We start from the raw sequence: 24,897 nt of genomic DNA on the forward strand, positions 1-24,897 counted from the left end.
GTGGAACGTCTCATCGATTTTTCAGAATGGCCCCTCACCTGACCCTCTCCCCGCAGGCGGGGAGAGGGAAAAGCGAGGCTGCGGCGCGCTGCCTTCTCCCCGTTTACGGGGAGAAGGTGCCGGCAGGCGGATGAGGGGTTGCATGTTTGGCAACTCGAGCGCGATGGCTTCGATTGATGTCAGAATGATCTTGAGATGATGTCTCAGCGCCTCGGCCTTCCCGACGTCATAGGCGAAGGGTGGTGCTTCGGTGGCCAGATGCGTGATCTGCGCCAGTTCCATCTGAATGGCGTGCACGCCGGTATCCGGCTGCCCGTAATGCCGCGTCGTCCAGCCGCCCTTGAAGCGGCCATTGACCACAGACCTGTAGCCCTCGGCCAGACCGGCGATCTCGGCGGCGGTTCTCTCGATCCGGGCATCGCAGGTGCGGCCCATGTCGGTGCCGATGTTGAAATCCGGAAGAGGTCCTTCGAACAGGTAGGGGATGCGTGAACGTATCGAATGGCAGTCATAGAGCACCGCCACGCCATGCATCGCCTTCACGCGTTCGATCTCGACCTTGAGCGCCGCATGATAGGGCTGATGGAAGCCTGCCAGCCGCTCGGCGATATCGTCGTCGGTCGGCTCCTCGCCGCTCTTCCAGATGGCGACACCGTCGAAATCCGTTTCCGGAACGAGGCCGGTGGTGTTCTGCCCCGGATAGAGGCTCACGCCATCAGGATCGCGGTTCGCATCGATCACGTAGCGATGGAAGGTCGCCCTGACCGTCGTCGCATCCGGCAACAACCCGGCATAGAGCTCATGGATATGCCAGTCGGTATCGGCCAGCAGCTTGCCATTGTCGTTGAGCCGATCCCGGATCGCAGGCGGCACGTCCGTGCCCGTATGTGGGAAGGCAAGGATGACGGGCGATGTGCCTTGCTTGACTTCGAAGACGGCCATCTCACCCCTCCAGACCCGGCAACAACCCGGCAGACACGGCCGAAACCAGCGTCCCATCCGCCACCAGGCGACCGGCAGCCTCGAGATCTGGCGCCATGTAGCGGTCCTCTTCCAGTGTGGCGACATGGGCACGCAAGGTGGAGATCACTCGTCGCAGTTCCGGGCTCGTCGTCAGCGGACTGCGGAATTCGACGCCCTGGGCGGCCGTCAGCGCCTCGATGCCGATGATCGAGAAGAGGTTATCGGTCATCTGCAGCAGGCGCCGTGCGCCATGGCAGGCCATGGAAACATGGTCTTCCTGATTGGCTGAGGTAGGTGTGGAATCGACCGAGGCCGGATGCGCCATCTGCTTGTTTTCGCTCATCAAGGCAGCAGAGGTCACCTCGGCAATCATCAGGCCGGAGTTGAGGCCGGGCTTCTTGGCGAGGAAGGCCGGCAGCCCGTAGGACAGGGCCGGATCGACCAAGAGCGCGATCCGCCGTTGTGCGATCGCGCCGATCTCGCAGACAGCGATCGCGATCTGGTCGGCGGCGAAAGCGACGGGCTCTGCATGGAAGTTGCCGCCCGAGACGACGCTCATGTCGGAAAGCACGAGCGGATTATCGGTAACAGCATTCGCCTCGATTTCGAGTGTGCGGCCGGTCATGCGCAGGAGATCGAGACAGGCGCCATCGACCTGCGGCTGGCAGCGGATGCAATAGGGGTCCTGCACCCGCTCGTCGCCTTCCAGATGGCTTTCCCGGATGACGGAGCCGGAAAGCAGGCCACGCAGGGCCGCTGCCGTATCGATCTGCCCCTTGTGGCCACGCAGTGTATGAATGTCAGCGGTGAAGGGCGCCGACGAGCCCATCGCAGCGTCAGTCGAGAGCGCGCCGGTAATCAGCGCGGCCTGTGCGGCCCGATGGGCGCGGAACAGGCCGGCCAGCGCCAGTGCCGTCGAGGCCTGCGTGCCGTTGATCAGCGCCAGACCTTCCTTGGCCGCGAGCACGACGGGCGTCAGCCCCGCGCGCTTCAGCGCCTCGGCGCCGGAAAGCCGTTCGCCCTCAAAGAAGGCTTCCGCCTCGCCCATCATCACCGCTGCCATATGCGCAAGCGGTGCCAGATCACCGGAGGCGCCGACGGAGCCTTTCTCAGGAATGAGCGGGGTAACGCCTTTCTCCAGCATGCCCTCGATCAGGCGCACCAGTTCGAGGCGGACACCGGATGCGCCGCGACCGAGCGAGATCAGCTTGAGCGCCATGATCAGCCGCACGATGTTGGCGCCAAGAGGCTGGCCCACGCCGCAGCAATGCGACAGGATCAGATTGCGCTGCAGGGTCTCGGTGTCGGCCGCATCGATCTTGATTGAGGCGAGTTTGCCGAAGCCGGTATTAATGCCGTAGACCGGCTCATTGCCAGCGGCGATTTCGGCAATCCGTGCGGCCGCTTTCTCGATGCCGGCATCGAAGCTGCGGTCTAGTACGGCGCTTTCGCCGCTCCAGTAGATCTGCGCGAGTTCGGCGAGAGAGACGCGGCCGGGGTGAAGCGTAATGGTCACGACAGAATTCCTTTGGTGATGTGGCCGTTCCAGATGCGCTGATGCAGCGGATTGAAACCGATGCGGTAGACGAGTTCCGCCGGGCTCTCGATCGACCAGATGGCAAGGTCGGCCTGCTTGCCGACCTCGATGGTGCCGACCGTATCGAGACGCCCGAGCGCGTGGGCGGCGTTGCGGGTCACGCCGAGAAGGCATTCCTCGACCGTCATGTGAAACAGCGTGGCCGCCATGTTCATGGTCAGCAGCAGGGAGGTGAGCGGCGAGGTGCCGGGATTGCAGTCCGTGGCAAGCGCGATCGCTGTTCCGTGTTTGCGGAATAACTCGACCGGCGGCTTCTTCGTCTCACGGATGAAGTAATAGGCGCCGGGCAAGAGCACCGCGACGGTTCCGGCCTTGGTCATCGCGGAAGCGCCGTCTTCATCGATGTATTCCAGATGGTCGGCCGAAAGCGCCTGGTATTCGGCTGCCAGCGCTGCTCCATGCAGATTCGACAGCTGGTCGGCATGCAGTTTGACCGGAAGGCCCAGAGACCTTGCCGCATCGAAGACAAGCCGCATCTCATCGGGCGAGAAGGCAATGCCTTCGCAAAAGCCGTCCACCGCATCGACCAGTCCTTGCGCCTGGGCGGCTTTCAATCCCGGCAGCACGACGTCTTCGATGAAGTCGCGATTGCGTCCTTTGTAGTCGGCGGGCGTCGCATGCGCCCCGAGATAGGTCGTGGTAATGGCCACCGGACGCTTCTCGGCCAGCTGCCGGGCGGCGCGCAGCATCTTGAGCTCGTCTTCGACGGTGAGCCCGTAGCCGGACTTACCCTCGACGGTCGTCACCCCCTCGGCAATCAGCGCGTCAAGCCGGGGAAGCGTTTGCGCGACAAGATCCGCCTCGCTCGCTTCGCGTACCTGGCGCACCGACGATACGATGCCGCCGCCAGCCCGTGCGATTTCCTCGTAAGATGCGCCGGCAAGGCGCATCTCGAACTCTTTCGCGCGATTGCCTGCATGCACGAGATGCGTATGGCAATCGATGAGGCCCGGCGTCGCCCAGCGACCTTCGCAGTCGATCACCTCGGCGCTACCAGGGATCGCGATCTCGTCCGCCTCTCCGACGGCAACGATCCGCCCGCCGTCGATCACCACCCTGCCATTCTCGATCACACCAAGCCCTGGCCGGTCAGGCGCCATGGACGCGAGCCGTGCATTGGTGAGTATAGTCGTCATGCGCCCTCGCTTTCGGGCCAGGCGGCCGTCGTCTTCAGGAGTGTTCGGATCTGCTGGATGTCGCGGTTCAGGGGCCGATCGTCCCGGTAGAAGGGCACCGCGTGACGAACCCGGTCATAGATCCGTTGTGTCATCGGAGCCTTGGCCGCATTGGAGGATTGCAGGTCATGGGCCTGCGCAGCGGCGGTCAGTTCGATGGCAAGCACCGTCTCGAGATTGTCGAGTATGGCGAGCGCCTTGGCCGCAGCCGGCGTCGCATGGGTCAGGATGTCTTCCTGCAGGCCTGAGGTGATTCCACCGTCGAGGCTCGCGGGCATCGCGAGCCGGCGGTTTTCCGCCACCAGCGCTGCCGCAGTGTACTGGATGATCATGAAGCCGGATTCGACGCCGCTACCCGAGGCGAGGAAGGCCGGCAGGCCGCTCACCAGCGGGTTGACCAACCTATCGATCCGCCGCTCGGAAATGGCGGCAAGTTCGGCTGCGGCCGTCGCCAGATGATCCATGGCGAGCCCAAGGGCTGCACCCACGGCATGCGCCTGCGAATGCACTTTCGGGTCGAGAGGCGAGCCGCTCACGGCGGGGTTGTCGGTGACGCTCGCCAGCTCCCGATCCACCACCGCACGCACGTCATCGAGCGCATCGCGCACCGCGCCATGCACATGCGGCACGGCCCTGAGGCTGAGCGGATCCTGCGTCCGCTTGCCGGCAGATTCGGCGAGAAGGGCGCTCCCGGCAAGCAGTTGGCGCAAGTTATGCCCGACCTGCTGCAGGCCATCGGACTCCCGCAGGGAAAGCGGCATTTCCGCAAATGGATCGCTTTGCGCGCCGAGGTTCTCGTAGCTCATCGCCGCTGCCGAATCCGCCCAGTCGACGAGATGCGCGAGCCTGGTGACGGCAAGCGAAGCAAGGCCGGTGGCGCAGGGTGTACCGTTGATCAGGCTCAGACCTTCCTTCGCCTGGAGCACAAGCGGCTTCTGACCGAGCGCTGCCAGCGCCTCGGCGCCCGACAACAGCTTGCCGTCATGGCGGCATTCGCCAGCGCCGATGACGACAAGCCCGATCGCCGCGCCATGCGTCAGGTAACCGACCGAGCCTCTCGACGGGATCACCGGAAGCATATCGCTGTTCAGAAGCGCAATGAGCGTCTCGACGACCTCAAGCCGAATGCCCGAATAGCCATGGGCAAAATTGGCGATCTGGGCCGCCATGATCGCGCGGGTCTCCACTCGCCCGAGCGGTTCACCGACACCACAGGAATGGCTGAACAGCAGATTGCGAGAAAGCGACGCCTGCTCCTCGCGATCGATGACCACGTCGCAGAGTGCGCCAACACCGGTATTGATCCCATAACCACGGATGCCTTGGTCGACCAGGGCCTCGACGATCGCGCGGGCATCGAGAATCCGCTGCCGCGCTGTTTCGCTCAAACCCAGCCTTGCTCCCTCGGCAACGGTAGCGATTTCATCGGATGTCAGCACCGTATCGAGCGTGATCGTCTGCGCCATCAAGCATCCCATCTGATGAAAACAATTTGCCGGCTAATTAAACTCATTGCAGGATCCTCTTCAGCGCACGGGCAAAGTCGCTGTCGATCCGTTCCTCTGCCAGGTGGCGACCCTCCCGAACCACGAAGTTTCCGCGAACCATCACGTCGCGCACGGCCTCACTGCCAAGTGCAAAGATCCAGCGGTCGAGGATCTGGTCGTCCTTGGCAGCGGCGATGAAAGGGTTGGCACCGTCGAGGACGACGAGATCGGCCCGTGCGCCGACGCGAATGCCGCTCGTCCTGAGACCCGCAGCCTGAGAGCCACCGGCAAGGCTGGCGTCGATCAGAGTGCAGCCGACAGAGCCTCCGGGACCGGACACAAGCCGGTTGCGGCGGCGGTCACGAAGCCGCTGGCCATATTCCAGCACGCGCAGTTCCTCCGCCACGGAAGTTGCGACATGGCTATCCGTGCCGATTCCGAAGCGCCCGCCCTGAGCCATGAATTCCGTCGCCGGGAAGATACCATCCCCGAGATTGGCTTCGGTGGCCGGACAGAGACCCGCGACCGCGCCGGATTTCGCCAGCCGGACTGTCTCCTCCGCCGTCATATGCGTCGCATGGATGGCGCACCAGCGCTCGTCGACCGCGAACTCATCGAGCAGATAGCTGACCGGTCGGCGGCCGCTCCAGGCAAGGCAGTCCTCCACCTCGCGTTCCTGCTCGGCCACGTGGATGTGGATCGGTCCGCCGGTCTGCTCAGATGACAGCACCGCGCGCATCTCGTCTGGCGTCGCCGCCCGCAGCGAATGGATTGCCAGACCAAGGCGCACCTCGGCAGCAGCACAAGCCGGCGCCAGTCGATCGAGGAGAGCCAGGAAACTGTCGACGCTATGAATGAAAGGGCGCTGTCCTTCATTGGGCGCGAGCCCACCGAAGCCGGCATGAGCGTAGAAGACGGGCAGGTGCGTCAGACCGATCCCGGCCGTCTCTGCCGACCGCAGGATACGGCTAGACATTTCGAAGCCATCGGACCTGCCGACCTCAGCCAAGGCATGGTGGAAATAGTGGAATTCCACGACCTGACCGAAGCCGCCCTTCAGAAGTTCACTATACAACTTCGTTGTAACAGCCTCGACATCGTCAGGCGACATCTGCCCGACCAGCCGATACATGGTGTCACGCCATGTCCAGAAGCTGTCGTTAGTTGACCCGGCAATCTCGGCCAAGCCAGCCATTGCACGCTGGAAGCCGTGAGAATGCAGGTTTTGCAGCGCCGGAACGACGGGTCCAGCCAGCGTGGTTGGATCAGGACCATGCACCTTGCCGCATTCGATCGAGGCAATCGAGCCACTCTGATCGATCCCGATTGTCACATTGCTCGCCCAGCCCTCGGGCAGAAGCACGCGCTCACAGAACAGAGTTTGAGGAGCTTTCATCTCGAAACCTTCGCAAGTTGTATAGGCAACATGGCAGGTTCCAAGCTCTGGCGCAAGAGGGCACCGATGCGCCTTTCAGATCCGGTATTCTGGTGACTGCACGCGGCCGAGACCTCGCCCCCACAGGCGCGTGGAATCAGATGGCCAAGGAGATGGCGTCAGGCACTCTGGCCTGAGGGCTCGCCAGAGCGGCAAGCTCCTCGCGATGCCGCATCATGGCTTTGAGCAGTGCGTGATCTCGCGCGAGAGCCTGTTGCCGCTTCGGCGATGGCGGAAAATGCTTCATGGCATACCGCATCCGGCTTCCCGCTTCGGCAGACGTCGAAAAGGCGCCGGCGGCAACAGCCGCATGCAGTGCGCAGCCGAGAAGAACGGCGTCGCGGTCGATCGGCACAAAGACATCGCAGCCGGTCGCATCGGCATAGAGCTGTGCCAGAAGCGGATGGTCGGCGAGACCGCCCGCCAACAGGAGCTGCTTCGGCGCTCCCGCACGCCGCGGCTGATGCTCGATGATGTGGCGGATACTGCAGGCGAGTGCCACACAGCTTCGCCAGTAGAGCCTGAGGAGGGAGCGCTCGCTCCGATCGAGATCGAGCCCCGCGATTGTCCCGGTGAGCATCGGATCGGACATAGGTGAGCGTGTACCATGCAGGTCCGGCAGGACGCTGATCGGGAGACCGAAGTCTGGTCCTTCGCTCGCCAGACACTCAGCAATCCCGTCGAGAATAGCGCGATGGCGCGCCTTCATCGGAATCCCGCCGGCCGGATGCTGCGTCACGATATAGTCGAGGAAGGCACCCGATGCGGACTGCCCTGCCTCCGTCAGCCAGAGGCCGGGAATCGCAGCATCACGGAAAGCGCCCCAGCAGCCGGGCCCGGACACAGGCTCGCTCGAAAGCCGCACGATGCAGCTTGAGGTGCCCGCGATCAGAACGGCTTCGGCGTCGAAAGAGACACTTGGCCGTTGTCCGGCTGCAAACAGTCCGGTGGTGCCCGCATAGGCATCGATCAGCCCGGGAGCGACAAGACATTGCTCGTCGAGACCGAGTTCCTGGGCACTGGTTCGGCAGAGGCGGCCGATCGCTTGATCTGGCTGCTGCGAAAGCGCCGGCAGCCCTGCTCGATCCATGACGTCGCCGAGTCCGACTTTTCGATAATAGTCGATCGGGGGCGCGCCGGGCGCTTCCGGCGTATAGCCCCATTTCGAGGCGAGCGCCGAATGGCTGCGTTTCTCGGAGCCGGTCGCGCGCCAGGTCAGGAAATCGCAGAGATCGAAGATGTGTGCGCTTTCAGCCCAGAGATCCGGTCTGTGCCTTTTGAGCCAGAGAAGTTTCGGGATCTGCATCTCGACCGATAGCCGTCCGCCAAAGCGTTCAAGCAACGGATCGGCAATCGCGTTGCAGTATTCGGTTTCCTCGAGCGCCCGATGGTCCATCCACAAGATGGTGTCGAGGGTCGGAGAGCGTGTTTCGGAGACGGAAAGCGGGCGTCCGTTTCGATCGCGCACGACGAGCGAACACGTCGCGTCGAAGCCGATGGCAAGGATTTGGGCAGCTGAAATTCCGCTGTCGGCAAGGGCTGCCTTCACAGCGCCGCAGACCGCAGTCCAGATCTCCTCGCTGTCCTGCTCCATGTGTTTAGGCAGCGGCTGGTGAACGCTGATCGGCACGACGCAGCGGGCAAGTTGCCGACCGCTGAGATCAAACACCCCGGCCCGTGCACTGCCAGTGCCAACATCCACGGCCAAAAGGTGCTCACGCATCAGTCAGATCTTCCGGTCTCCTCGCTCCGAGGACAAAGTGGAGCAAATTCTCCATCGCGTCAAACTGCCCGTCTGGTGCCAGATGCGTGAGCGCTTTTTGATAACTGGCATGGCCGGTGTGGGATCCGCCTGTAAAGGCGATGACCTTCATGCCGGCTGCTTGCGCCGCACGGATCCCCGCAGGGCTGTCCTCGATCACGAGACACTGTGACGGCGAGACCCCCATTTCGGCGGCTGCGTGCAGAAAAAGGTCCGGCGCGGGTTTGCCGCGTTCGACCATCGTGGCGCTGAAGATATGTGGGCTAAGACGGGGAAGAAGTCCGGTCACGGACAGGGACAGCTCGATGCGTTCCCGCTGGCTGGACGAGGCCACACAGCAGGAGACCTGCATGGCCTTCAGCGATTCGATGGCAGCCGCGACCCCGGGCAGGGGGTCCAATTCCGCACGAAACCGAGCGTAGAGCCCGTCCCGCATGCCGGCCAGAAAAGCCGGATCGATTTCAACACCGAATTCGGATCGAACCACCTCTGTCAGCGAACTAAGACTTCGCCCGAGAAAGCGCTCCGCCGCCTCGTCCGTCGTCAGCAGAACGCCCTTCTCGGCCAGCGCTTCGACCAGAACCTCGAGCGCGATGCCTTCGCTGTCGACGAGGACCCCGTCACAGTCGAAGATCACCAGGCGGATCGGCTGCGGGTCCATGGTCACTCAGCTTGAAAGGGTTCCGTCGAGATAGCGCTGGAGCGTAGCGGCAGCACCTTGGCTCCGCAAGCTGGCGATCGCTTCACCGAATCGCTTCTGGAACTGCGGATTGGCACCGACGGAACCGAAGATGTCGGTGACCCCGATGAAAGCCATGGGATCATTCCGGGAGGCAAGCGCTGCCGCGTGCAGCCGATCCGCGCTTGGATCGTTGAAAGCGATCGGCTTCCCGCCATCGCTCGTGCCTTCGAAGTAGCGGCACCACAGGGCCGAGACGAGTGCGAGGCCTTGCACGTCCAGATCCTGGGCCAACCGATCGGCCGTCGAGGGCAGAATGAACTTGGGCTGACGGTTCGAGCCGTCCTGCGCCAGGCGCGGAATGGTGTCGCCGATCTTCGGATTGGCGAAGCGGTTCTCGATGAGCGCGAAATAGTCCTGCAAGCTGGTATTCGGCACCGGCGGCACGACCGGGATGATTTCGTCGTTTTCGAGCTTCGCCAGGAAGGCCCGGATCAGCAGGTTCTCCATGGATTCATGCACGAAATGAATGTCCATCAGCGCCGCCGGATAAGCGATTGCCGCATGGCCGCCATTCAGGATCCTGAGCTTCATCAGTTCGTAGGGCGCCACATCGGGCACAAAGGTCACGCCCACCTCTTCCAGGGCAGGGCGTCCCAGCGGGAACTTGTCTTCGAGCACCCACTGCTTGAAGCCCTCGCAGAATACGGGCCAGCCGTCTTCGATCCCGTAACTCTCCCGCGTGATATCGATCTCCCGCTGTCCGGTCGCAGGCGTGATGCGGTCCACCATGGAATTCGGAAAGGCGACGTTGTGGTGGATCCAGTCTGCGATCTCGGGATCAGACAGCCGGGCGAGACCGCAGATCGTCGCTTCTGTCACCTCGCCATTGCCGGGGATGTTGTCGCAGCACATGACGGTGAAGGGTGGAATGCCCGCAGCGCGGCGCGCCTTGAGGCCGGCGATGATCAGTCCGAAGACGGTCTTCGGCGCGGCCGGGTTCTTCGCGTCGGCGACGATCGCCGGATGCTCAGGATCGAACTGGCCGGTGGCCGCATCGATAAAATATCCACCCTCCGTGATCGTCATCGAAACGATCCGGATATCGGGCGAGGCGAGAGTCGCAATGATCCGATCGAAATCCGGTGCGGTGATCACGTCCAGCATCGGACCGGTGATGGTCGCGGCCGACCGGTCAATGTCCTGTTCGACAACGGTCGTCAGGAAATCCTGGGCTTTCAGCGTGTCACGCATCCGCTGGTCGGAGGCCATGACACCAGCGCCGATGATGCCCCAATCGAGATCGCGACCGCTGTTGAAGAGTTCGTGCAGGTAGATCGCCATATGGGCACGGTGGAAATTGCCGACGCCGAAATGCAGGATCCCGGGACGGATATCCTCGCGGCGATAGGAGGGCAGGGACGCCCGGTCACCGATATCTGCCAGAGTTGCAAGCGAGAGTTTGATCGTCATGGGTGCATTCCTTGGCTGGGGGCCGAGCGAGCCGTCAGCTCATCCAGTTTCCGCCGTCGACATTGTAGGTCTGGGCGACGATGTAGTCGGCTTCCGCCGAGGCCAGGAAGACTGCCATACCGGTCAGATCTTCAGCCCGGCCCATACGGCCGAAGGGGACCGCCTCGCCGACCAGTTTCTTCTTTTCGCCGAGCGGACGGTTTTCGTATTTTGCAAAGAGCGCGTCGACCTCGTCCCACATCTCGCTGCCGACCACGCCAGGCGCGATCCCGTTGACGTTGATCCCGTGCTTGATGAGGTCGAGACCAGCCGATTGGGTGAGCGAAATGACGGCAGCCTTCGAGGCGCAGTAGACGCCGACCAGCGGTTCCCCGCGTCGTCCGGCCTGGCTCGCCATGTTGATGATCTTGCCACCACGCCGTTGCGCGATCATCTGCTTGGCCACAGCCTGCATCGTAAACAGCGTTCCACCGACATTGATGTCGAAAACGCGCTGATAGCTCTTGCGGGAAATCTCGATGATCGGGGCGAGATCGAAGATCGCGGCATTGTTGACCAGGATGTCGATGCCGCCGGCGCGTTCGACACAGGCCGCAACCGCGGCGTCGATCGATGATTGATCGGAGATGTCGATCCGAACGGCATAGGCCGCAGGACCGATCTCCTCTGCCGTTGCCGATGCGCGGTCGAAATCGATATCGGCGATCGCAACTGCCGTCGCACCCTCGCGAAGATAGGCTTCCGCAAAGGCGCGGCCGATGCCGCGGGCCGAGCCCGTGATCATTGCCGATTTTCCGCTCAATCTGCCGGTCATGCTGCCAGTCCCTTGTCATTGAATTTGTGCAGTCGATCGAGATCCGGTGTCACATAGACGGTGTCGCCGTGACGGACCGGGAACTCCCCGCCGGTGCGCGTCGTAATCGTGCCCACGCCGTCAACTTCGACATGCAGGAACGTGTCGGAGCCGAGATGTTCGGCGACCGTCACCAGACCGCGCCACATGCCGCTGTCGAGCGAGAGCGTGATATGCTCCGGCCGAATGCCGATCGTATGGGCGCCGTGGGCAGAAGCAGCCTGGCCGGAAATCAGGTTCATCTTCGGCGAGCCGATGAAGCCGGCAACGAAGAGATTGGCCGGGCTGCGATAGAGGTCGAGCGGCGATCCGACCTGCTCGATACGGCCCTTGTTGAGGACCACGATCTTGTCGGCCATGGTCATGGCTTCCACCTGGTCGTGGGTCACATAGATCGAGGTTGCCTTGAGCTTCTGATGCAGTTCGGTGATCTCGAGACGCATGGCGACGCGAAGCGCCGCATCAAGGTTCGAGAGCGGCTCGTCGAAGAGGAAGCAACGCGGATTGCGAACGATGGCGCGGCCGATCGCGACGCGCTGACGCTGGCCGCCGGAAAGTTGTCCGGGCCGGCGTTCCAGATAGTCGGTGAGGTTCAGGATGCGTGCGGCCTCCTCGACCTTGCGGTTGATCTCGGCCGGATCGACCTTCGCCATCTTCAGCGGAAAGCCGATATTCGAACGCACGCTCATATGCGGATAAAGCGCGTAGGACTGGAACACCATCGCCAGCCCGCGCTGTGCCGGCGCAGTATTCGTTTGATCCTTGCCGTCGATCACGATGCGCCCGCCGGTCGCGTCTTCGAGGCCGGCGATCAGGCGCAGCAACGTGGACTTGCCGCAGCCGGACGGCCCGACGAAGACGACAAATTCGCCGTCATTGATTTCAAGGTCGATCCCCGGGATGACCGCATGCTCGCCGAAAGACTTGGAGAGCTGTTCGAGTTTGATGCTGCCCATGGTCGGGTTTCCTTACTTGACGGCGCCGAAGGTGAGGCCGCGCACGAGTTGTTTCTGGCTGAACCAGCCGAGGATCACGATCGGCGCGATCGCCATCGTCGAGGCCGCCGAAAGCTTCGCCCAGAACAACCCCTGCGGACTGGAGAAGGAGGCGATGAAGGCGGTCAGCGGCGCTGCGTTGGTGGTGGTGAGACGGATCGTCCAAAATGCTTCGTTCCAGGCGAGAATGATGTTGAGGAGAAGCGTCGAGGCGATCCCCGGCAGGGCCATGGGCGTGAGCACATAGACGATCTCGTTGAACAACGATGCGCCGTCCATCCGCGCAGCTTCGAGGATCTCGCCCGGGATCTCGCGGAAATAGGTGTAGAGCATCCAGATGACGATCGGCAGGTTGATCAGCGTCAGCATGATCGTGAGGCCAATCCGAGTGTCGAGCAGACCGAAATCGCGGAACAGCAGGTAGATCGGCACGAGCACGGCGACGGCAGGCATCATCTTGGTCGAGAGCATCCACATCAGGATGTCCTTGGTCCGTTTGGTCGGCGAGAACGCCATGGCCCAGGCGGCCGGTATGCCGACGAAAAGTGCCAGGATCGTCGAGCCCACCGACAGGATGACCGAGTTCATGAACGGTTTCATGTAGTCGCGCTGTGTCTGGACCGTCACGTAGTTCTCGAGGGTAAAGGTCGGGATCAGGTCGAAGCCCTGAATCGCTTCCGTTTCCGTCTTCACGCTGGTGATCAGCGTGTAGAGGATCGGGAAGAAGATCACGAAGGCAATTGTCCAGGCAATCGCCGTAAAGATGATCTTGCGCCGGGTTGTGACGTTGCGAGCCATGGCCTTGTCCTTACCGGTCGAGGTTCTTGCCAACGGCGCGCATCAGGAAGATGGCGACGATATTGGCGAGAATGATTGCGATGATGCCGCCTGCCGAAGCGCCGCCGACGTCGTAGCCGAGGAGGGCTGTTCGGTAGATCAGGAAGACGAGATTGGTCGAGGCATAGCCCGGGCCGCCATTGGTGGTGACCAGGATCTCCGCATAGACCCCGAGCAGGAAGATGGTCTGGATCAGGATGACCACGGTAATTGCACGGGAAAGATGCGGAAGCGTCAGATAGATGAACTGGTTGATGAAGTTAGCCCCGTCCATCTCGGCGGCTTCCTTCTGCTCGACATCCAGTGACTGCAACGCGGTGAGCAGGATGAGCGTCGCAAACGGCAGCCACTGCCAGGCGACGATGATGATGATCGACAAAAGCGGATATTGCGCAAACCAGTCGACGGGCCTCAAGCCGAGCGCCCGGTTGATGTCGGCCAAAACGCCATAGCCCGGGTGCATGATCATGTTTTTCCAGATCAATGCAGCGACCGGCGGCATGACGAAGAAGGGCGAGATAATGAGTATGCGTACAATTCCCTGGCCGAAGATCGGCTGGTCGAGCAGCAGCGCCAGCAGCGTGCCGCCGAAAATTGTGATGAACAGCACGCCACCGACGATCAGCATCGTGTTCCAGATCGACTGGAAGAAGGCCGGATCCGTGTAGAAATAGCGGTAGTTGAACAGGCCGGCGAAGCTGACATTGGCAGGATTGAGCAGATTGTAGTTCTGGAACGAGAACCACAGAGTCATCGACAGTGGCACGATCATCCAGATCAGCAGGAGCCCGACAGACGGCGCCATCATCAGACGGGCCAGGGTGCGTGTGTTTTGAGTAGCCATGATGAAGCTCGCCCTGATGGCCATGTCGGAAACGAGGTCCGCAGGCCCGTTGGAGGCTGGGTGACGACGACCGGCATTGGCCGCAAACGGTCGAAGCCTGTCCTGCCCGGATCGCAATCCGGGCAGGTGGTTCGGGAGGGTGGATTACTTGATGTAGCCGCCGCGGGTCATTTCACGCTCGGTCAGGCTCTGGGCCTGGGCCAGTGCGTCATCAACCGACATCTGGCCTGCAAGCGCTGCCGAGAAGAGCTGACCGACGGAGGTGCCGAGGCTCTGGAACTCGGGGATCGCCACGAACTGCACGCCGACATAGGGCACCGGCTTGACCGTCGGGGCCTTCGGGTCGGCCGCGTTGATCGAGTCGATCGTCATTTTCGCAAACGGCGCTGCCTTCTGGTATTCCGGGTTCTCATAGAGAGAGGTCCGCGTGCCCGGAGGAACATTGGCCCAGCCTTCCTTGGATGCGACGAGCTCGGCATAGGCCTTGCTGGTTGCCCAGGAGATAAACTTCTCGGCCGATTCCGCCTTCTGCGAGCCAGCCGGGATCGCGAGGTTCCAGGCCCAGAGCCAGTTGCCGCGCTTGCCGAGACCGGTGTCAGGCGCGAGCGCGAAACCGACCTTGTCGGCAACCGTCGAGTCGGTCGGATTGGTGACGAAGGAGGCAGCAACCGTGGCGTCGATCCACATGCCGCACTTGCCCTGCTGGAACAGTGCCAGGTTTTCGTTGAAGCCGTTGGAAGACGCACCCTGCGGGCCGGCGTCATTCATCAGCGTGACGTAGAAGTCGAGCGTGTTCTTCCATTCCGGCTGGTCGAACTGGGGCTTCCAGTTTTCGTCGAACCAGCGGGCGCCGAAGGCATTGGAGGTGGCCGTCAGGAAGGCCATGTTTTCGCCCCAGCCGGCCTTGCCGCGCAGGCAGATGCCGTTGATGTCGTTGGCACGGTCGGTCATCTTGCGGGCGGCATCCGCGACGAACTCCCAGGTCGGAGCGTCGGGCATGGTAAGCCCTGCCTTCTCCATCAGGTCCTTGCGGTACATGATGAAGGAGGACTCGCCGTAGAACGGCGCGGCATACAGCTTGCCGTCTTCGCCGGTCAGACCCGAACGGATCGCCGGCAGCAGATCGTCGACATCATAGTCCGCGCCGAGGTTTTCGAGCGGCAGCAGCCAGCCCTGCTTGGACCAGATCGGAACTTCATAGGTGCCGATCGTCATGATGTCGTACTGGCCGCCCTTGGTGGCGATATCAGTCGTCACGCGTTCGCGCAGGACGTTTTCCTCGAGCGTCACCCATTCGACCTGGATATCCGGGTTAGCGGTGGTGAATTCCGAGGTCAGGCCCTGCATGCGGATCATGTCGCCGTTGTTGACGGTCGCGATCGTGAGGGTTTCGGCCGAGGCCATGCCGGCAAATGCCAGCGCTGAGCAGGCGCCCAGCAAAATCGTCTTCAATGTCATGTCTTCCTCCCAGAAGAAAAATGAGCATTCGCTTTGCTCATGGGCAATTACTCAATCGTAGAGCAAAAAATGTCAATCCGCATTTCATGCTGCGCTGCCACATGAATTGACTAAACGCCTGTTCCGAAATTGAAATTTTATAGAAGCCTAGCTCGCCAGAAGATGGCGCGCAGCGTCTTCATCCGTGATCAGGCCATTGATATGCCCGCCCCGGACGGCAGCCAGGATGGCCGGATGCTTGCGCCGACCCCGTGCGAGACCGATTACGGTCGAGGTTTCCCGGGAAGGTATTTGCAGGCTGGCGACCCGCTCATTGACCGGATGGGTCAGCAACTTTCCGTCGTCCCCAAAGATCCAGCCGCAGATCTCTCCAACCGCGCCGGCCTGAAGGAGACCTTCCATCTCGTCGGCGTTCAAAAACCCGTCGACGAGAAGCGGAGCACGCATGTTCATCTCGCCGATGCCGACAAAGGTGACGTCCGATCGGCGCGCGAGCGCGATTGTCGGCGCGACCAGAGGCTGGTCATGCAGCAATTGCCGCTCGGCTGGAGAAGAGACTATGACCGGCAGCGGCATTGGGAAGTGCGGTGCCTTGACCGCATCGGCCATGGAGAAGATGACGTTGAAATAGGCAGCCGATCCGTCAGGGCTGATATTGCCCGTAAGCGAGACGATCTTGTGCTGCGGACATTCCATCGGAGACAACTGATCGATCATCGAGCGGAGCGTTCGACCCGTTCCCATCGCAATGATCAGCGGCTCGGACTGCTTCAGCCAGCGCTCCAGCTGCGCTGCGCCGGCTTCCGCCACTCCCACTGTCGCGGACTCGGATCCCGGATCGGTGGGAACGATCTCCACCGCCTTCAGGTCGAATTTGTGCTTCACAGCTTCGGCAAGCTCCAGACATGCCGCGATGGGATGATCGAGCCGCACCTTGATCAGCTTTTCTGCGACCGACAGGGAAACGAGGCGCTGGGCGCTCTGCCGAGATATGCCCATGGCAGCCGCGATCTCGTCCTGGGTTTTGCCGGCGACATAGTAGAGCCATCCGGCCCGCGCCGCATCGTCCAGTCTCGTCTGCCCCTCGCCACGCCGTGCCATGCAGTCTCCTCTCCGTCTGGAACACTGCTGCCAATTTTGCCCCCTCGTGTCAAATCCGGGTTCTGCGCTCGTCCCTCTATTGGAACGGTTCGAGGACTGGCGGGTTGAACCAACAACCCGTTATTCAAGGAGAACCATCATGATACGCTCCATTTCGCTCGCAGCCGCAACTGCCCTCTGCCTTGGCGCCACGGCGATGGCTCAGCAGACAGCGCCAATCCAGCAATTACCGACTCCAGAGGCTTCGGCCGAAACCAAGGCATTGGGTCCGGCTGAGTTCGTAAAGCAGGCTGCCGCGACCAATGAGTTCGAAATACTGTCTGCAGAACTTGCTCTGAAGCGTAGCGAGGACGAGCAGGTAACGGCTTTCGCCCGTACCATGCTGGACGACTACAAGCGTGCGCAGGGACAGTTGACCGACGCCGCCGAGGCCGATTCAATCGCGATGGTCATGGAACTGTCGATGGAACAGAAGCAAACGCTCACCGCGCTGGAACAGGCAGAGCAGAGCCAGTTCGACGCGGCCTACATGTCCTCCCAGATGAAGGCTCATGATCAGGCGATCAGGCTGCTGGGCGCCTATGCCGATCATGGACCGGCCGGAAGCCTGAAAACCTACGCGATTGCCAATTACCCGCTCGTCCGGATGCACAAGGTGAGAGCACAATCACAAACCAATCCTTGAAGGTCTTTAGCGCAGCAACAACGAAGACAACAAGGATATCCCTCGGTACGGTATGCAACAGTAAGCCGGTACTCACGAAAAAGAACCCCGCCGAAGCGGGGTTCAGGTAGGCGCCCTTGGGGCGGCCGGGGGAGGTTCGGGGGAGGGAACAATGATCTCTCTCATGAACCGGTAAGGCGAAGCTTTGTTCCAACGCTGGAACAAAGAAATATTTGCCCTGCAATTCTCGTGACCAGCTGTTTCGCCTAAGCGCCGCATGGACTGGGAGACGAAGTGTTCCTTCCATCGACCGACTGCCCTTGACCAACCGTCCCGCCTCCGAGCCGTTCCCCCGGAACATTTCTTGACGCCTTCCGGTTGTCCCGGAACAATGCGAGCAGACAGTGAGGTGATGATGGAAGAACTATCCAATGTCGGGAGCCGGCCACGCGTCGTGATCGTCGGCGCAGGTTTCGGAGGTCTCGCCTGCGCAAAGGCTCTGGCCGATACCGAGGTCGATGTGACGGTGATCGACCGGCGCAATCACAATCTGTTTCAACCATTGCTCTATCAGGTCGCAACCGCGGCGCTTTCGCCTGCGGATATCTCGGAGCCGATTCGCCGCACATTGGGACGGTCGGATAACATTCATGTGCTGATGGGAGAGGTGGTGTCGATCGATCCGACCGCCCGGACGGTCTCCCTCGCCGATGGGGCGGCAATTCCCTACGATCGCCTCGTCCTCGCGACGGGTTCAAAATACAACTATTTCGGTAATGAGGACTGGCAGAAACATGCGCCGGGGCTGAAATCGATCCACGAAGCCCGGCAGATCCGTCACCGCCTCCTCCTCGCCTTCGAACAGGCCGAGCGAAGCCAGGACGAGGCAGAGCAGCGCCGCCTCTTGACCAGCGTGGTCATCGGTGGTGGCCCGACCGGCGTCGAGATGGCCGGCGCCATTTCAGAACTCGGTCGCTTCATGATCGAGCGCGACTTCCGCAGCCTGCGACCGGAGCAGCATCATGTCGTACTCGTTGAGGCCGGTCCGCGTATTCTGGCAACCTTCCCCGAGAACCTCTCGGATTACGCGGCCGACTACCTCCGGAACATCGGCGTGGATATCCGGCTGAACACGCCCGTCGAAGACGTGACCGCCGAGGGCGTGCAGGTGAAGGACAGATTCCTGCCGGCGAGCTGCATCGTCTGGGGAGCCGGCGTGAAGGCATCACCGGCCGCTGACTGGCTTGGCATCTCGCCGGGCCCGGGCGGGCGCCTACCGGTGGCGCGGGACCTCTCGGTGGATGGCTTAGAGGGAGTCTATGCCATTGGCGATACCGCGCTGGCTTTGGACGAAGATGGCGAAGCATTGCCCGCCCTCGCTCAGGTGGCCAAACAACAGGGCACGTTCCTCGGCAAAGCGCTCAAAGCCAGCCTCCTAAAGGGTGCGGCAGTGCCGAACTTCCGCTTCCACAACCGCGGCAATACGGCGGTCATCGGCAGAAACGCAGCCATTTTCGACTTCGGTACCTGGCAGCTCAAAGGCCGCTTTGCCTGGCTGCTCTGGGCGATCGTCCATGTCTATCTGCTGGTCAATTTCGAGAAACGCCTGCTTGTGAGCGTTCAGTGGATCTGGCGTTACACCACCCGCCAGAGAGGCGCGCGCCTGATCGACGAAAACTTCATCGCCCCTGACAAATAGCGGCTTTCATTGACGAGCTGAGGGTAGACGCTGTTTCACAGTAGACAACCCAATCTGAGATCTATAGACGTTACGATATTACATAACCAAGAAGATCGAGGCTTGACCGCCAGGGGCTGCAGGTCCTATGCAAGCAGTGACGGTTCCCCGCCGGATGACTCCGAGGGGATTAATAGGGAACACGGTGAGGACGACCCAATAGGGACCAAGACCGTGGCTGCCCCCGCAACTGTAAGCGGATTGCTGTCCATTCTCGCGGCGTGAAAGCGCCGGGCCACTGCGGGTCACCGTGGGAAGGCAAATGGAGAGCGCATATCCGTGAGCCAGGAGACCTGCCGTCAAGTGAAGAGAACGAAGCGGACGGGGTGTTCCGATGGATACGAACTGGCTTTTGCGCCGCGCCTCCTGGCGCGCCGACCACACGCCATTTTGCCTCCGGAGAAATCCTGCGGAGGAACGGCATGCATTACCTTCCAGATCATGACGCGCAGGGACGGGCGATCGGCCTTGGCCATGGCGTAACGCTCGGCGTTTCGTCGTTCGATGAGGTCCGCCCATGAGCTGTACCAGCAAGGGCTGCCCGATCCGGGTCACCGATATCGGTTGGGGGCCGAAGTCATCCCAGTTTTTGGTCCGAGGCGTTTCCTTCTCCCTCGATGCCGGCGACCGGCTGGCAATCGTCGGGCCGAACGGGGCTGGCAAGACCACGCTTCTGCGCTGCCTCTATCGCGGTGTTAGCCCGCTGGAGGGGCGCGTCGAGGTCGACGGTCAGGATATCTGGCAGATGAGTGCCCGCCAGCTTGCCCGTCGGGTGGCGGTCGTTCTGCAGGAAATGCCGGGCGACTTCCCGTTCACCGTCCGCGACGTGGTGATGATGGGGCGCGTTCCCTGGCGCGAAGGCCTTGCGGGCTGGAGCGAAGAAGACCGAGCCGAAGCAGAGCACGCGCTCGATCATCTCGATCTGCTGCGGCTGGCGAACCGGCAGTTCTCGACCTTGTCGGGAGGTGAGAAGCAGCGTGTCCTGGTGGCACGTGCGCTGGCGCAGAAGCCTGAAATCCTCATACTCGACGAGCCGACCAACCATCTGGATATCCGCCACCAGCTCGAGATCCTCGATCTGCTCGGCGCTTTGAACCTGACGATCATCACGACCCTGCACGACATTAACCTCGCCGCCGAGTTTGCAACGCATATTGCCCTGATGCATGGCGGCCGGATGAATGCGTTCGGCCCACCGGAAGCTGTTTTGACCGAACAGGCCCTGTCCGGAACCTTCGGTGTCCTCGCCGCCCGTCAACAGGCGGAGGGCGCTCGATCCCATCGTTTTTCCTTTTCCCTTGCCTTGACCTGATTTTGAAAGGATCCGCCCATATGGCTTCCCGTCTTCTATTGTCTGCTACGCTCTTTGCCTCGGTCTTCGCCGCCTCCTCGGTCTTCGCCGCCTCCTCGGCCTTCGCCTATCCTGTCACGGTCAAGAGCTGCGATCGCGAGGTCACGTTCGACGCCCCTCCGGCACGTGCGATCTCCAATGACGTCAACCTGACCGAGATGATGCTGGCCCTGAAACTGCAGGACCGCATGGTCGGTTACACCGGGATCTCCGGTTGGAAGACGCTGGATGAGGGGCTGCGGGAAGGTGTGAAGGAGTTGCCGGAGCTTTCGCCGAAATACCCGACGAAGGAAGTGCTGCTGAACGCCGATGCCGATTTCTACTTCGCCGGCTGGAACTACGGCATGAAGGTTGGCGGCGAGGTGACGCCCGAAACGCTCGAGCCCTTCAAGATCAAGGTCTACGAGCTGACGGAGTCCTGCATCCATATCATGGCGAAGAACAAGCCGACGATGGACGACATGTTCGTCGACCTGCTGAACCTCGGCAAGATCTTTGGCGTCGAGGACCGCGCCGAGGCCCTGGTTGCTGGCTACCGCAAGCAACTGGACGACATCACCACCCGCATCGGCGGCATCGAAAAGCCGGTCCGCGTCTTTGTCTATGATTCCGGCACCGAGAAGCCCTTCACCTCGGGTCGCTTCGGCATTCCGACCGCAATGATCGAAGCCGCAGGCGGCGTGAACATCATGGAAGACGTCGAAAAGAGCTGGACGGAAGTGTCCTGGGAGCCGGTCATCGAGCGCAATCCGGAAGTCGTCGTCATCGTCAACTACGGCGATGTCACGGCCGAACAGAAGATCGCTTTCATGAAGGAAAACCCGGCCTTCAAGAATCTCGATGCCGTCAAGCAGGATCGCTTCGTGGTGCTGGAATATGTTGAGGCAACACCGGGGCCGCGCAATGTCCAGGCAATCGAGCGGCTCGCAAACACCTTCCATCCGCGCAACATGTAATCCGCAAGGCGGGACCGCGAACCGGTCCCGCCCGGCACGAAATTCGAGGCAGAATGATGCACGGTCGCATGTTTCTCTGGATGGGTCTGGCTATCGTGCTGCTGGCCCTCTGCCTCACCGCTGGCGTGTCCCTGGGTTCGGCTCCCATTCCGGTCAGCACTGTCTGGTCGATCGTGGCCAGCAAACTCGCACCCGGTACATTTGAAGTGACATGGTCGCCCGGTCGCGAGAGCATCGTGTGGGACGTTCGCTTCCCGCGCGTCATCCTGGCTGGCCTCGTGGGTGCCGGCCTCGCAACGGTGGGGGCTGTCCTGCAAGCGGTGACGCGCAATCCACTGGCCGATCCGCATCTGCTCGGCGTCTCCTCCGGCGGTGCCCTCGGTGCGATAATCGCGCTTCTCCATACCGGTCTGATCTTCGGCCTGGTCACGGTGCCGCTCTTTGCCTTCGTGGGTTCCCTGATGGCGACGCTCGCGGTCGTCACTGTTACGCGCTTCACCGGCGCAGGTGCCGATCGCCTCGTATTGACCGGTGTGGCCATCGCTTTCGTGGCGACCTCGCTTGGCAATCTCGCGATCTTCCTCGGAGATCCACGCGCCGCTCATACGGTGGTCTTCTGGATGCTGGGAGGGCTTGGCCTCGCCCAATGGTCGCATCTTCTCTATCCGGTGGCGGTGCTTTCAGTTTGCCTCGTCTTCCTTGTCGTTCGCGCCCGGGAAATCAACGCCATGGCCATGGGCGACGAAACGGCAGCAACGCTTGGTATTCCCGTCGCCCGATTCCGCGCGGAGCTCTTTGTGATCACCGCGCTGCTGACAGGTGTGATGGTCGCCTTTTCGGGTGCCATCGGCTTTGTGGGCCTTCTGGTTCCGCATTTCGTCCGCCTGACCGCCGGCAGCGACAATATCAGGGTCATTCCCCTTTCGGCATTGGCCGGCGCCGTCATCCTCATTCTGGCCGATATCGTGTCGCGCACGATCATGGCGCCTGAGGATGTCCCGATCGGGGTAATTACCGGGCTTGTGGGCGGGCTTGCTTTCATTCTTCTCCTGCGACGGCGATAGTTGGAGCCTGCCTATTGCCCCTGTTTCGTTTTTGCCTAGACTGAAGAAAAACGAAATAAGGGGAGGGGGCGGCATGATGTTCTCCGCGAGACAGGCCGAGATCATGACTCTGGCCAAGGAGCAGGGCCGCGTTCTGGTGGACGAGCTCGCCGCGCGCTTCGCAGTCACACCGCAAACGATTCGCAAGGACCTCAACGACCTGTGCGACGCACGCGCCCTCAACCGTATCCACGGCGGTGCCGTCTTTCCGAGCGGAAACGAAAACGTCAAATACGAAGCACGCCGTTCGATGGCGGCCGGCGAAAAGCAGGCGATCGGCCGCGCTGCAGCCAACCTGATCCCGGACAATTCCTCCCTCTTCATCAACATCGGCACCACGACGGAAGCTGTGGGCGAAGCGCTTGTTGACCACAGGGAATTGATGGTCATCACCAACAACATCAACGTTGCCAATCGCTTGCGCGTCTATCCCTCGATCGAGGTGGTCATCGCCGGCGGTGTGGTGCGTGGTTCTGACGGCGGGATCGTCGGCGAGGCAGCCGTGGATTTCATCCGTCAGTTCAAGGTGGATTTCGCTGTTATCGGCGTCTCCGCGATCGATGAGGATGGTGCACTGCTCGATTTCGATTTTCGCGAAGTGAAAGTCGCCCAGGCCATCATCGCCAATGCCCGGCATGTGATCCTTGTTTCCGACGCTTCGAAATTCGAGCGCACCGCGCCGGTCCGTATCGGACATATCTCGCAGGTTCAGACCTTTATCACCGATCACTGTCCTTCGAGCAGCATCCGCGACATCTGCGCCGAGCGCGATGTCAGGATCATCGAAACGGCGCCGGTCGACCGCGATGTAGCCGCGGAATAACTTTCGTTTGACATTCGTTTAAATTTCGAAAAAGATAATCCTACTTTCGCAATAGCAGCAAATGCTGCAGGTGCGAACATACGGAGGAACGATGTCGGGGCAGCCAATTTACGATCTGTTTGTGATCGGCGGCGGGATCAACGGGACTGGGATCGCGCGCGACGCGGCCGGCCGTGGTTACTCGGTCGCCTTGGCTGAAATGAACGATTTCGCCTCCGGTACGTCGTCGGGCGCAACCAAGCTCATCCACGGCGGCCTTCGTTATCTGGAGCACTACGAATTTCGCCTTGTGCGCGAAGCGCTGATGGAGCGCGAAGTCCTCTGGGCCATGGCCCCGCATGTCATCTGGCCTCTGCGATTTGTCCTGCCCTTCCAGAAGGGCGGCATCCGTCCGGCCTGGCTCATTCGCCTCGGCCTTTTCCTTTACGACAATCTCGGTGGCCGAAAGCTGCTTCCGCCGACCAAGACGCTCGATCTGCGCCGTGATCCGGCCGGAAAGCCTTTGAAGCCGGTCTTCTCCAAGGCCTTTGAATATTCGGATGGCTGGGTCGATGACGCGCGCATGGTGGTTCTCAATGCCCGCGATGCACAGATCCGCGGCGCAACGATCCTGAGCCGCAACCGCGTTGTCTCCGCTCATCGCGAAGATGGCCATTGGGTCGTCACGACGAAGTCGCAGCGCGACGGCTCGACAGTCATCCACAAGGCCCGCATGCTGGTCAACGCGGCCGGCCCCTGGGTCGACCAGGTGCTTGCTGGAGCCTTCGGCCGCAACAATGTTCACAATGTGCGCCTTGTGCAGGGCAGCCATATCGTGGTGCGCAAGAAGTTCACCGACCCGCGCGCCTACTTCTTCCAGAACCCCGACAACCGGATCATTTTCGCCATCCCATACGAGGGTGAGTTCACCCTGATCGGCACGACGGATCGGGACTTCACCGAAGATCCCAAGGACGTCCGGATCAGCCCCGAGGAAGTGAACTACCTCTGCGGTGCCGCGAGCGAGTATTTCCAGGAACCGATCCGCCCCGAGGATATCGTCTGGAGCTATTCCGCCGTCCGGCCGCTTTTCGACGACGGTGCATCAAAGGCCCAGGAAGCGACCCGCGACTACGTGCTCAAGATCGAAGGGACGAGTGAAGAGGCCCCGTTGCTCAACGTCTTCGGCGGCAAGCTGACGACCTATCGTCGTCTGGCCGAACATGCCTTGGAGAAAATCGGTGAGACGATCGGGCAGAAGGGCACGCCATGGACGGCGGGCAGTCGTCTGCCCGGCGGCGACTTCGCCGCGACGGCATTCGAACCAACGGTTGCCGATCTCCTGAAGGCCTATCCGTTCCTGGAGCGAGGGCACGCCGAGCGTTTGATCCGCTGTTACGGAACGGATTCCAAATCGATTCTGGGCAAGGCCCGGTCTTTGGCTGATCTCGGTCGCCACTTCGGCGGCACGCTATACGAGGTTGAAGTTCGCTGGCTGGTGGAAAGGGAATGGGCCGTCACGGCCGAAGACGTGCTGTGGCGCCGAACGAAACAGGGATTGTTCCTGACGCCGGAGGAGGCGAAGGGGCTGGATGCCTATCTGGGGATGCTGGCGGCGGCCTGA

Annotated in this window: 21 protein-coding genes and 1 riboswitch; of the genes, 7 read left to right on the forward strand and 14 right to left on the reverse strand. The window is 61.7% G+C overall.

The window, feature by feature from the left end; all coding sequences use genetic code 11:
• Positions 1–21: 21 nt before the first annotated feature.
• The 14 genes from hutG to D4A92_RS06920 all read right to left on the reverse strand — a co-directional run bounded on the left by hutG (position 22) and on the right by D4A92_RS06920 (position 16,659).
• Positions 22–942 carry an N-formylglutamate deformylase gene (gene hutG / locus D4A92_RS06855; protein ID WP_203018924.1) on the reverse strand — a complete coding sequence of 307 codons (921 nt, stop codon included), beginning with the start codon at positions 940–942 and terminating at the stop codon, positions 22–24.
• A 1-nt stretch (position 943) separates the two neighbouring features.
• Positions 944–2,479, reverse strand: a complete 1,536-nt coding sequence (hutH, locus tag D4A92_RS06860; protein WP_203018925.1) for a histidine ammonia-lyase — start codon at positions 2,477–2,479, stop codon at positions 944–946.
• The gene (hutI, locus tag D4A92_RS06865) at positions 2,476–3,696 is read right to left on the reverse strand and encodes an imidazolonepropionase (RefSeq protein ID WP_203018926.1); all 1,221 of its coding nucleotides are present in this window, start codon (positions 3,694–3,696) and stop codon (positions 2,476–2,478) included. Before hutI ends, hutH begins: the two co-directional genes overlap by 4 nt.
• Positions 3,693–5,201: an HAL/PAL/TAL family ammonia-lyase gene (locus tag D4A92_RS06870; protein ID WP_203018927.1), complete on the reverse strand. Its 1,509-nt coding sequence runs from the start codon at positions 5,199–5,201 to the stop codon at positions 3,693–3,695. Before D4A92_RS06870 ends, hutI begins: the two co-directional genes overlap by 4 nt.
• 43 nt (positions 5,202–5,244) lie before the next feature.
• Positions 5,245–6,618, reverse strand: coding sequence for a formimidoylglutamate deiminase (hutF, locus tag D4A92_RS06875; protein ID WP_203018928.1), 1,374 nt, complete (start codon positions 6,616–6,618; stop codon positions 5,245–5,247).
• Positions 6,619–6,754: 136 nt separating this feature from the next.
• The gene (locus tag D4A92_RS06880) at positions 6,755–8,380 is read right to left on the reverse strand and encodes an FGGY family pentulose kinase (RefSeq protein WP_203018929.1); all 1,626 of its coding nucleotides are present in this window, start codon (positions 8,378–8,380) and stop codon (positions 6,755–6,757) included.
• On the reverse strand, positions 8,373–9,080 hold the full coding sequence (locus D4A92_RS06885; protein WP_203018930.1) for an HAD family hydrolase: 708 nt from the start codon (positions 9,078–9,080) through the stop codon (positions 8,373–8,375). The genes D4A92_RS06880 and D4A92_RS06885 overlap by 8 nt, the downstream gene beginning before the upstream one ends.
• Before the next feature lie 6 nt (positions 9,081–9,086).
• On the reverse strand, positions 9,087–10,571 hold the full coding sequence (locus D4A92_RS06890) for a mannitol dehydrogenase family protein (RefSeq protein WP_203018931.1): 1,485 nt from the start codon (positions 10,569–10,571) through the stop codon (positions 9,087–9,089).
• Positions 10,572–10,605: 34 nt separating this feature from the next.
• Positions 10,606–11,385, reverse strand: a complete 780-nt coding sequence (locus D4A92_RS06895) for an L-iditol 2-dehydrogenase (RefSeq protein WP_203018933.1) — start codon at positions 11,383–11,385, stop codon at positions 10,606–10,608.
• A complete protein-coding gene (locus D4A92_RS06900; protein WP_203018935.1) occupies positions 11,382–12,380 on the reverse strand; it encodes an ABC transporter ATP-binding protein in 999 nt (332 codons plus the stop codon). Before D4A92_RS06900 ends, D4A92_RS06895 begins: the two co-directional genes overlap by 4 nt.
• Positions 12,381–12,392: 12 nt before the next feature.
• Positions 12,393–13,217 carry a carbohydrate ABC transporter permease gene (locus tag D4A92_RS06905; protein ID WP_203018937.1) on the reverse strand — a complete coding sequence of 275 codons (825 nt, stop codon included), beginning with the start codon at positions 13,215–13,217 and terminating at the stop codon, positions 12,393–12,395.
• 10 nt (positions 13,218–13,227) lie between these two features.
• Positions 13,228–14,100, reverse strand: coding sequence for a carbohydrate ABC transporter permease (locus tag D4A92_RS06910; protein WP_203018939.1), 873 nt, complete (start codon positions 14,098–14,100; stop codon positions 13,228–13,230).
• A 144-nt stretch (positions 14,101–14,244) separates the two neighbouring features.
• On the reverse strand, positions 14,245–15,558 hold the full coding sequence (locus D4A92_RS06915) for an ABC transporter substrate-binding protein (protein ID WP_203018940.1): 1,314 nt from the start codon (positions 15,556–15,558) through the stop codon (positions 14,245–14,247).
• Between the two features lie 147 nt (positions 15,559–15,705).
• Positions 15,706–16,659 carry a sugar-binding transcriptional regulator gene (locus D4A92_RS06920; protein WP_203018941.1) on the reverse strand — a complete coding sequence of 318 codons (954 nt, stop codon included), beginning with the start codon at positions 16,657–16,659 and terminating at the stop codon, positions 15,706–15,708.
• Between the two features lie 139 nt (positions 16,660–16,798).
• Between D4A92_RS06920 and D4A92_RS06925 the strand changes: the two genes are divergently transcribed.
• The 7 genes from D4A92_RS06925 to glpD all read left to right on the forward strand — a co-directional run bounded on the left by D4A92_RS06925 (position 16,799) and on the right by glpD (position 24,897).
• A complete protein-coding gene (locus D4A92_RS06925) occupies positions 16,799–17,344 on the forward strand; it encodes a DUF4142 domain-containing protein (protein WP_203018942.1) in 546 nt (181 codons plus the stop codon).
• A 394-nt stretch (positions 17,345–17,738) separates the two neighbouring features.
• Positions 17,739–19,022: an NAD(P)/FAD-dependent oxidoreductase gene (locus D4A92_RS06930; RefSeq protein ID WP_203018943.1), complete on the forward strand. Its 1,284-nt coding sequence runs from the start codon at positions 17,739–17,741 to the stop codon at positions 19,020–19,022.
• A gap of 123 nt (positions 19,023–19,145) precedes the next feature.
• Positions 19,146–19,376: riboswitch (cobalamin riboswitch) on the forward strand.
• 202 nt (positions 19,377–19,578) lie between these two features.
• Positions 19,579–20,373, forward strand: coding sequence for an ABC transporter ATP-binding protein (locus D4A92_RS06935; protein ID WP_246754038.1), 795 nt, complete (start codon positions 19,579–19,581; stop codon positions 20,371–20,373).
• 20 nt (positions 20,374–20,393) lie between these two features.
• Complete coding sequence (locus tag D4A92_RS06940; protein ID WP_246754039.1) at positions 20,394–21,368, forward strand: ABC transporter substrate-binding protein; 975 nt, start codon at positions 20,394–20,396, stop codon at positions 21,366–21,368.
• A gap of 68 nt (positions 21,369–21,436) precedes the next feature.
• The gene (locus tag D4A92_RS06945; RefSeq protein ID WP_246754040.1) at positions 21,437–22,432 is read left to right on the forward strand and encodes a FecCD family ABC transporter permease; all 996 of its coding nucleotides are present in this window, start codon (positions 21,437–21,439) and stop codon (positions 22,430–22,432) included.
• Positions 22,433–22,505: 73 nt separating this feature from the next.
• The gene (locus D4A92_RS06950; protein ID WP_006725298.1) at positions 22,506–23,294 is read left to right on the forward strand and encodes a DeoR/GlpR family DNA-binding transcription regulator; all 789 of its coding nucleotides are present in this window, start codon (positions 22,506–22,508) and stop codon (positions 23,292–23,294) included.
• Positions 23,295–23,385: 91 nt separating this feature from the next.
• The gene (gene glpD, locus D4A92_RS06955) at positions 23,386–24,897 is read left to right on the forward strand and encodes a glycerol-3-phosphate dehydrogenase (RefSeq protein ID WP_203018945.1); all 1,512 of its coding nucleotides are present in this window, start codon (positions 23,386–23,388) and stop codon (positions 24,895–24,897) included.

Source organism: Rhizobium rosettiformans (genome assembly GCF_016806065.1).
Lineage (GTDB): Bacteria > Pseudomonadota > Alphaproteobacteria > Rhizobiales > Rhizobiaceae > Allorhizobium.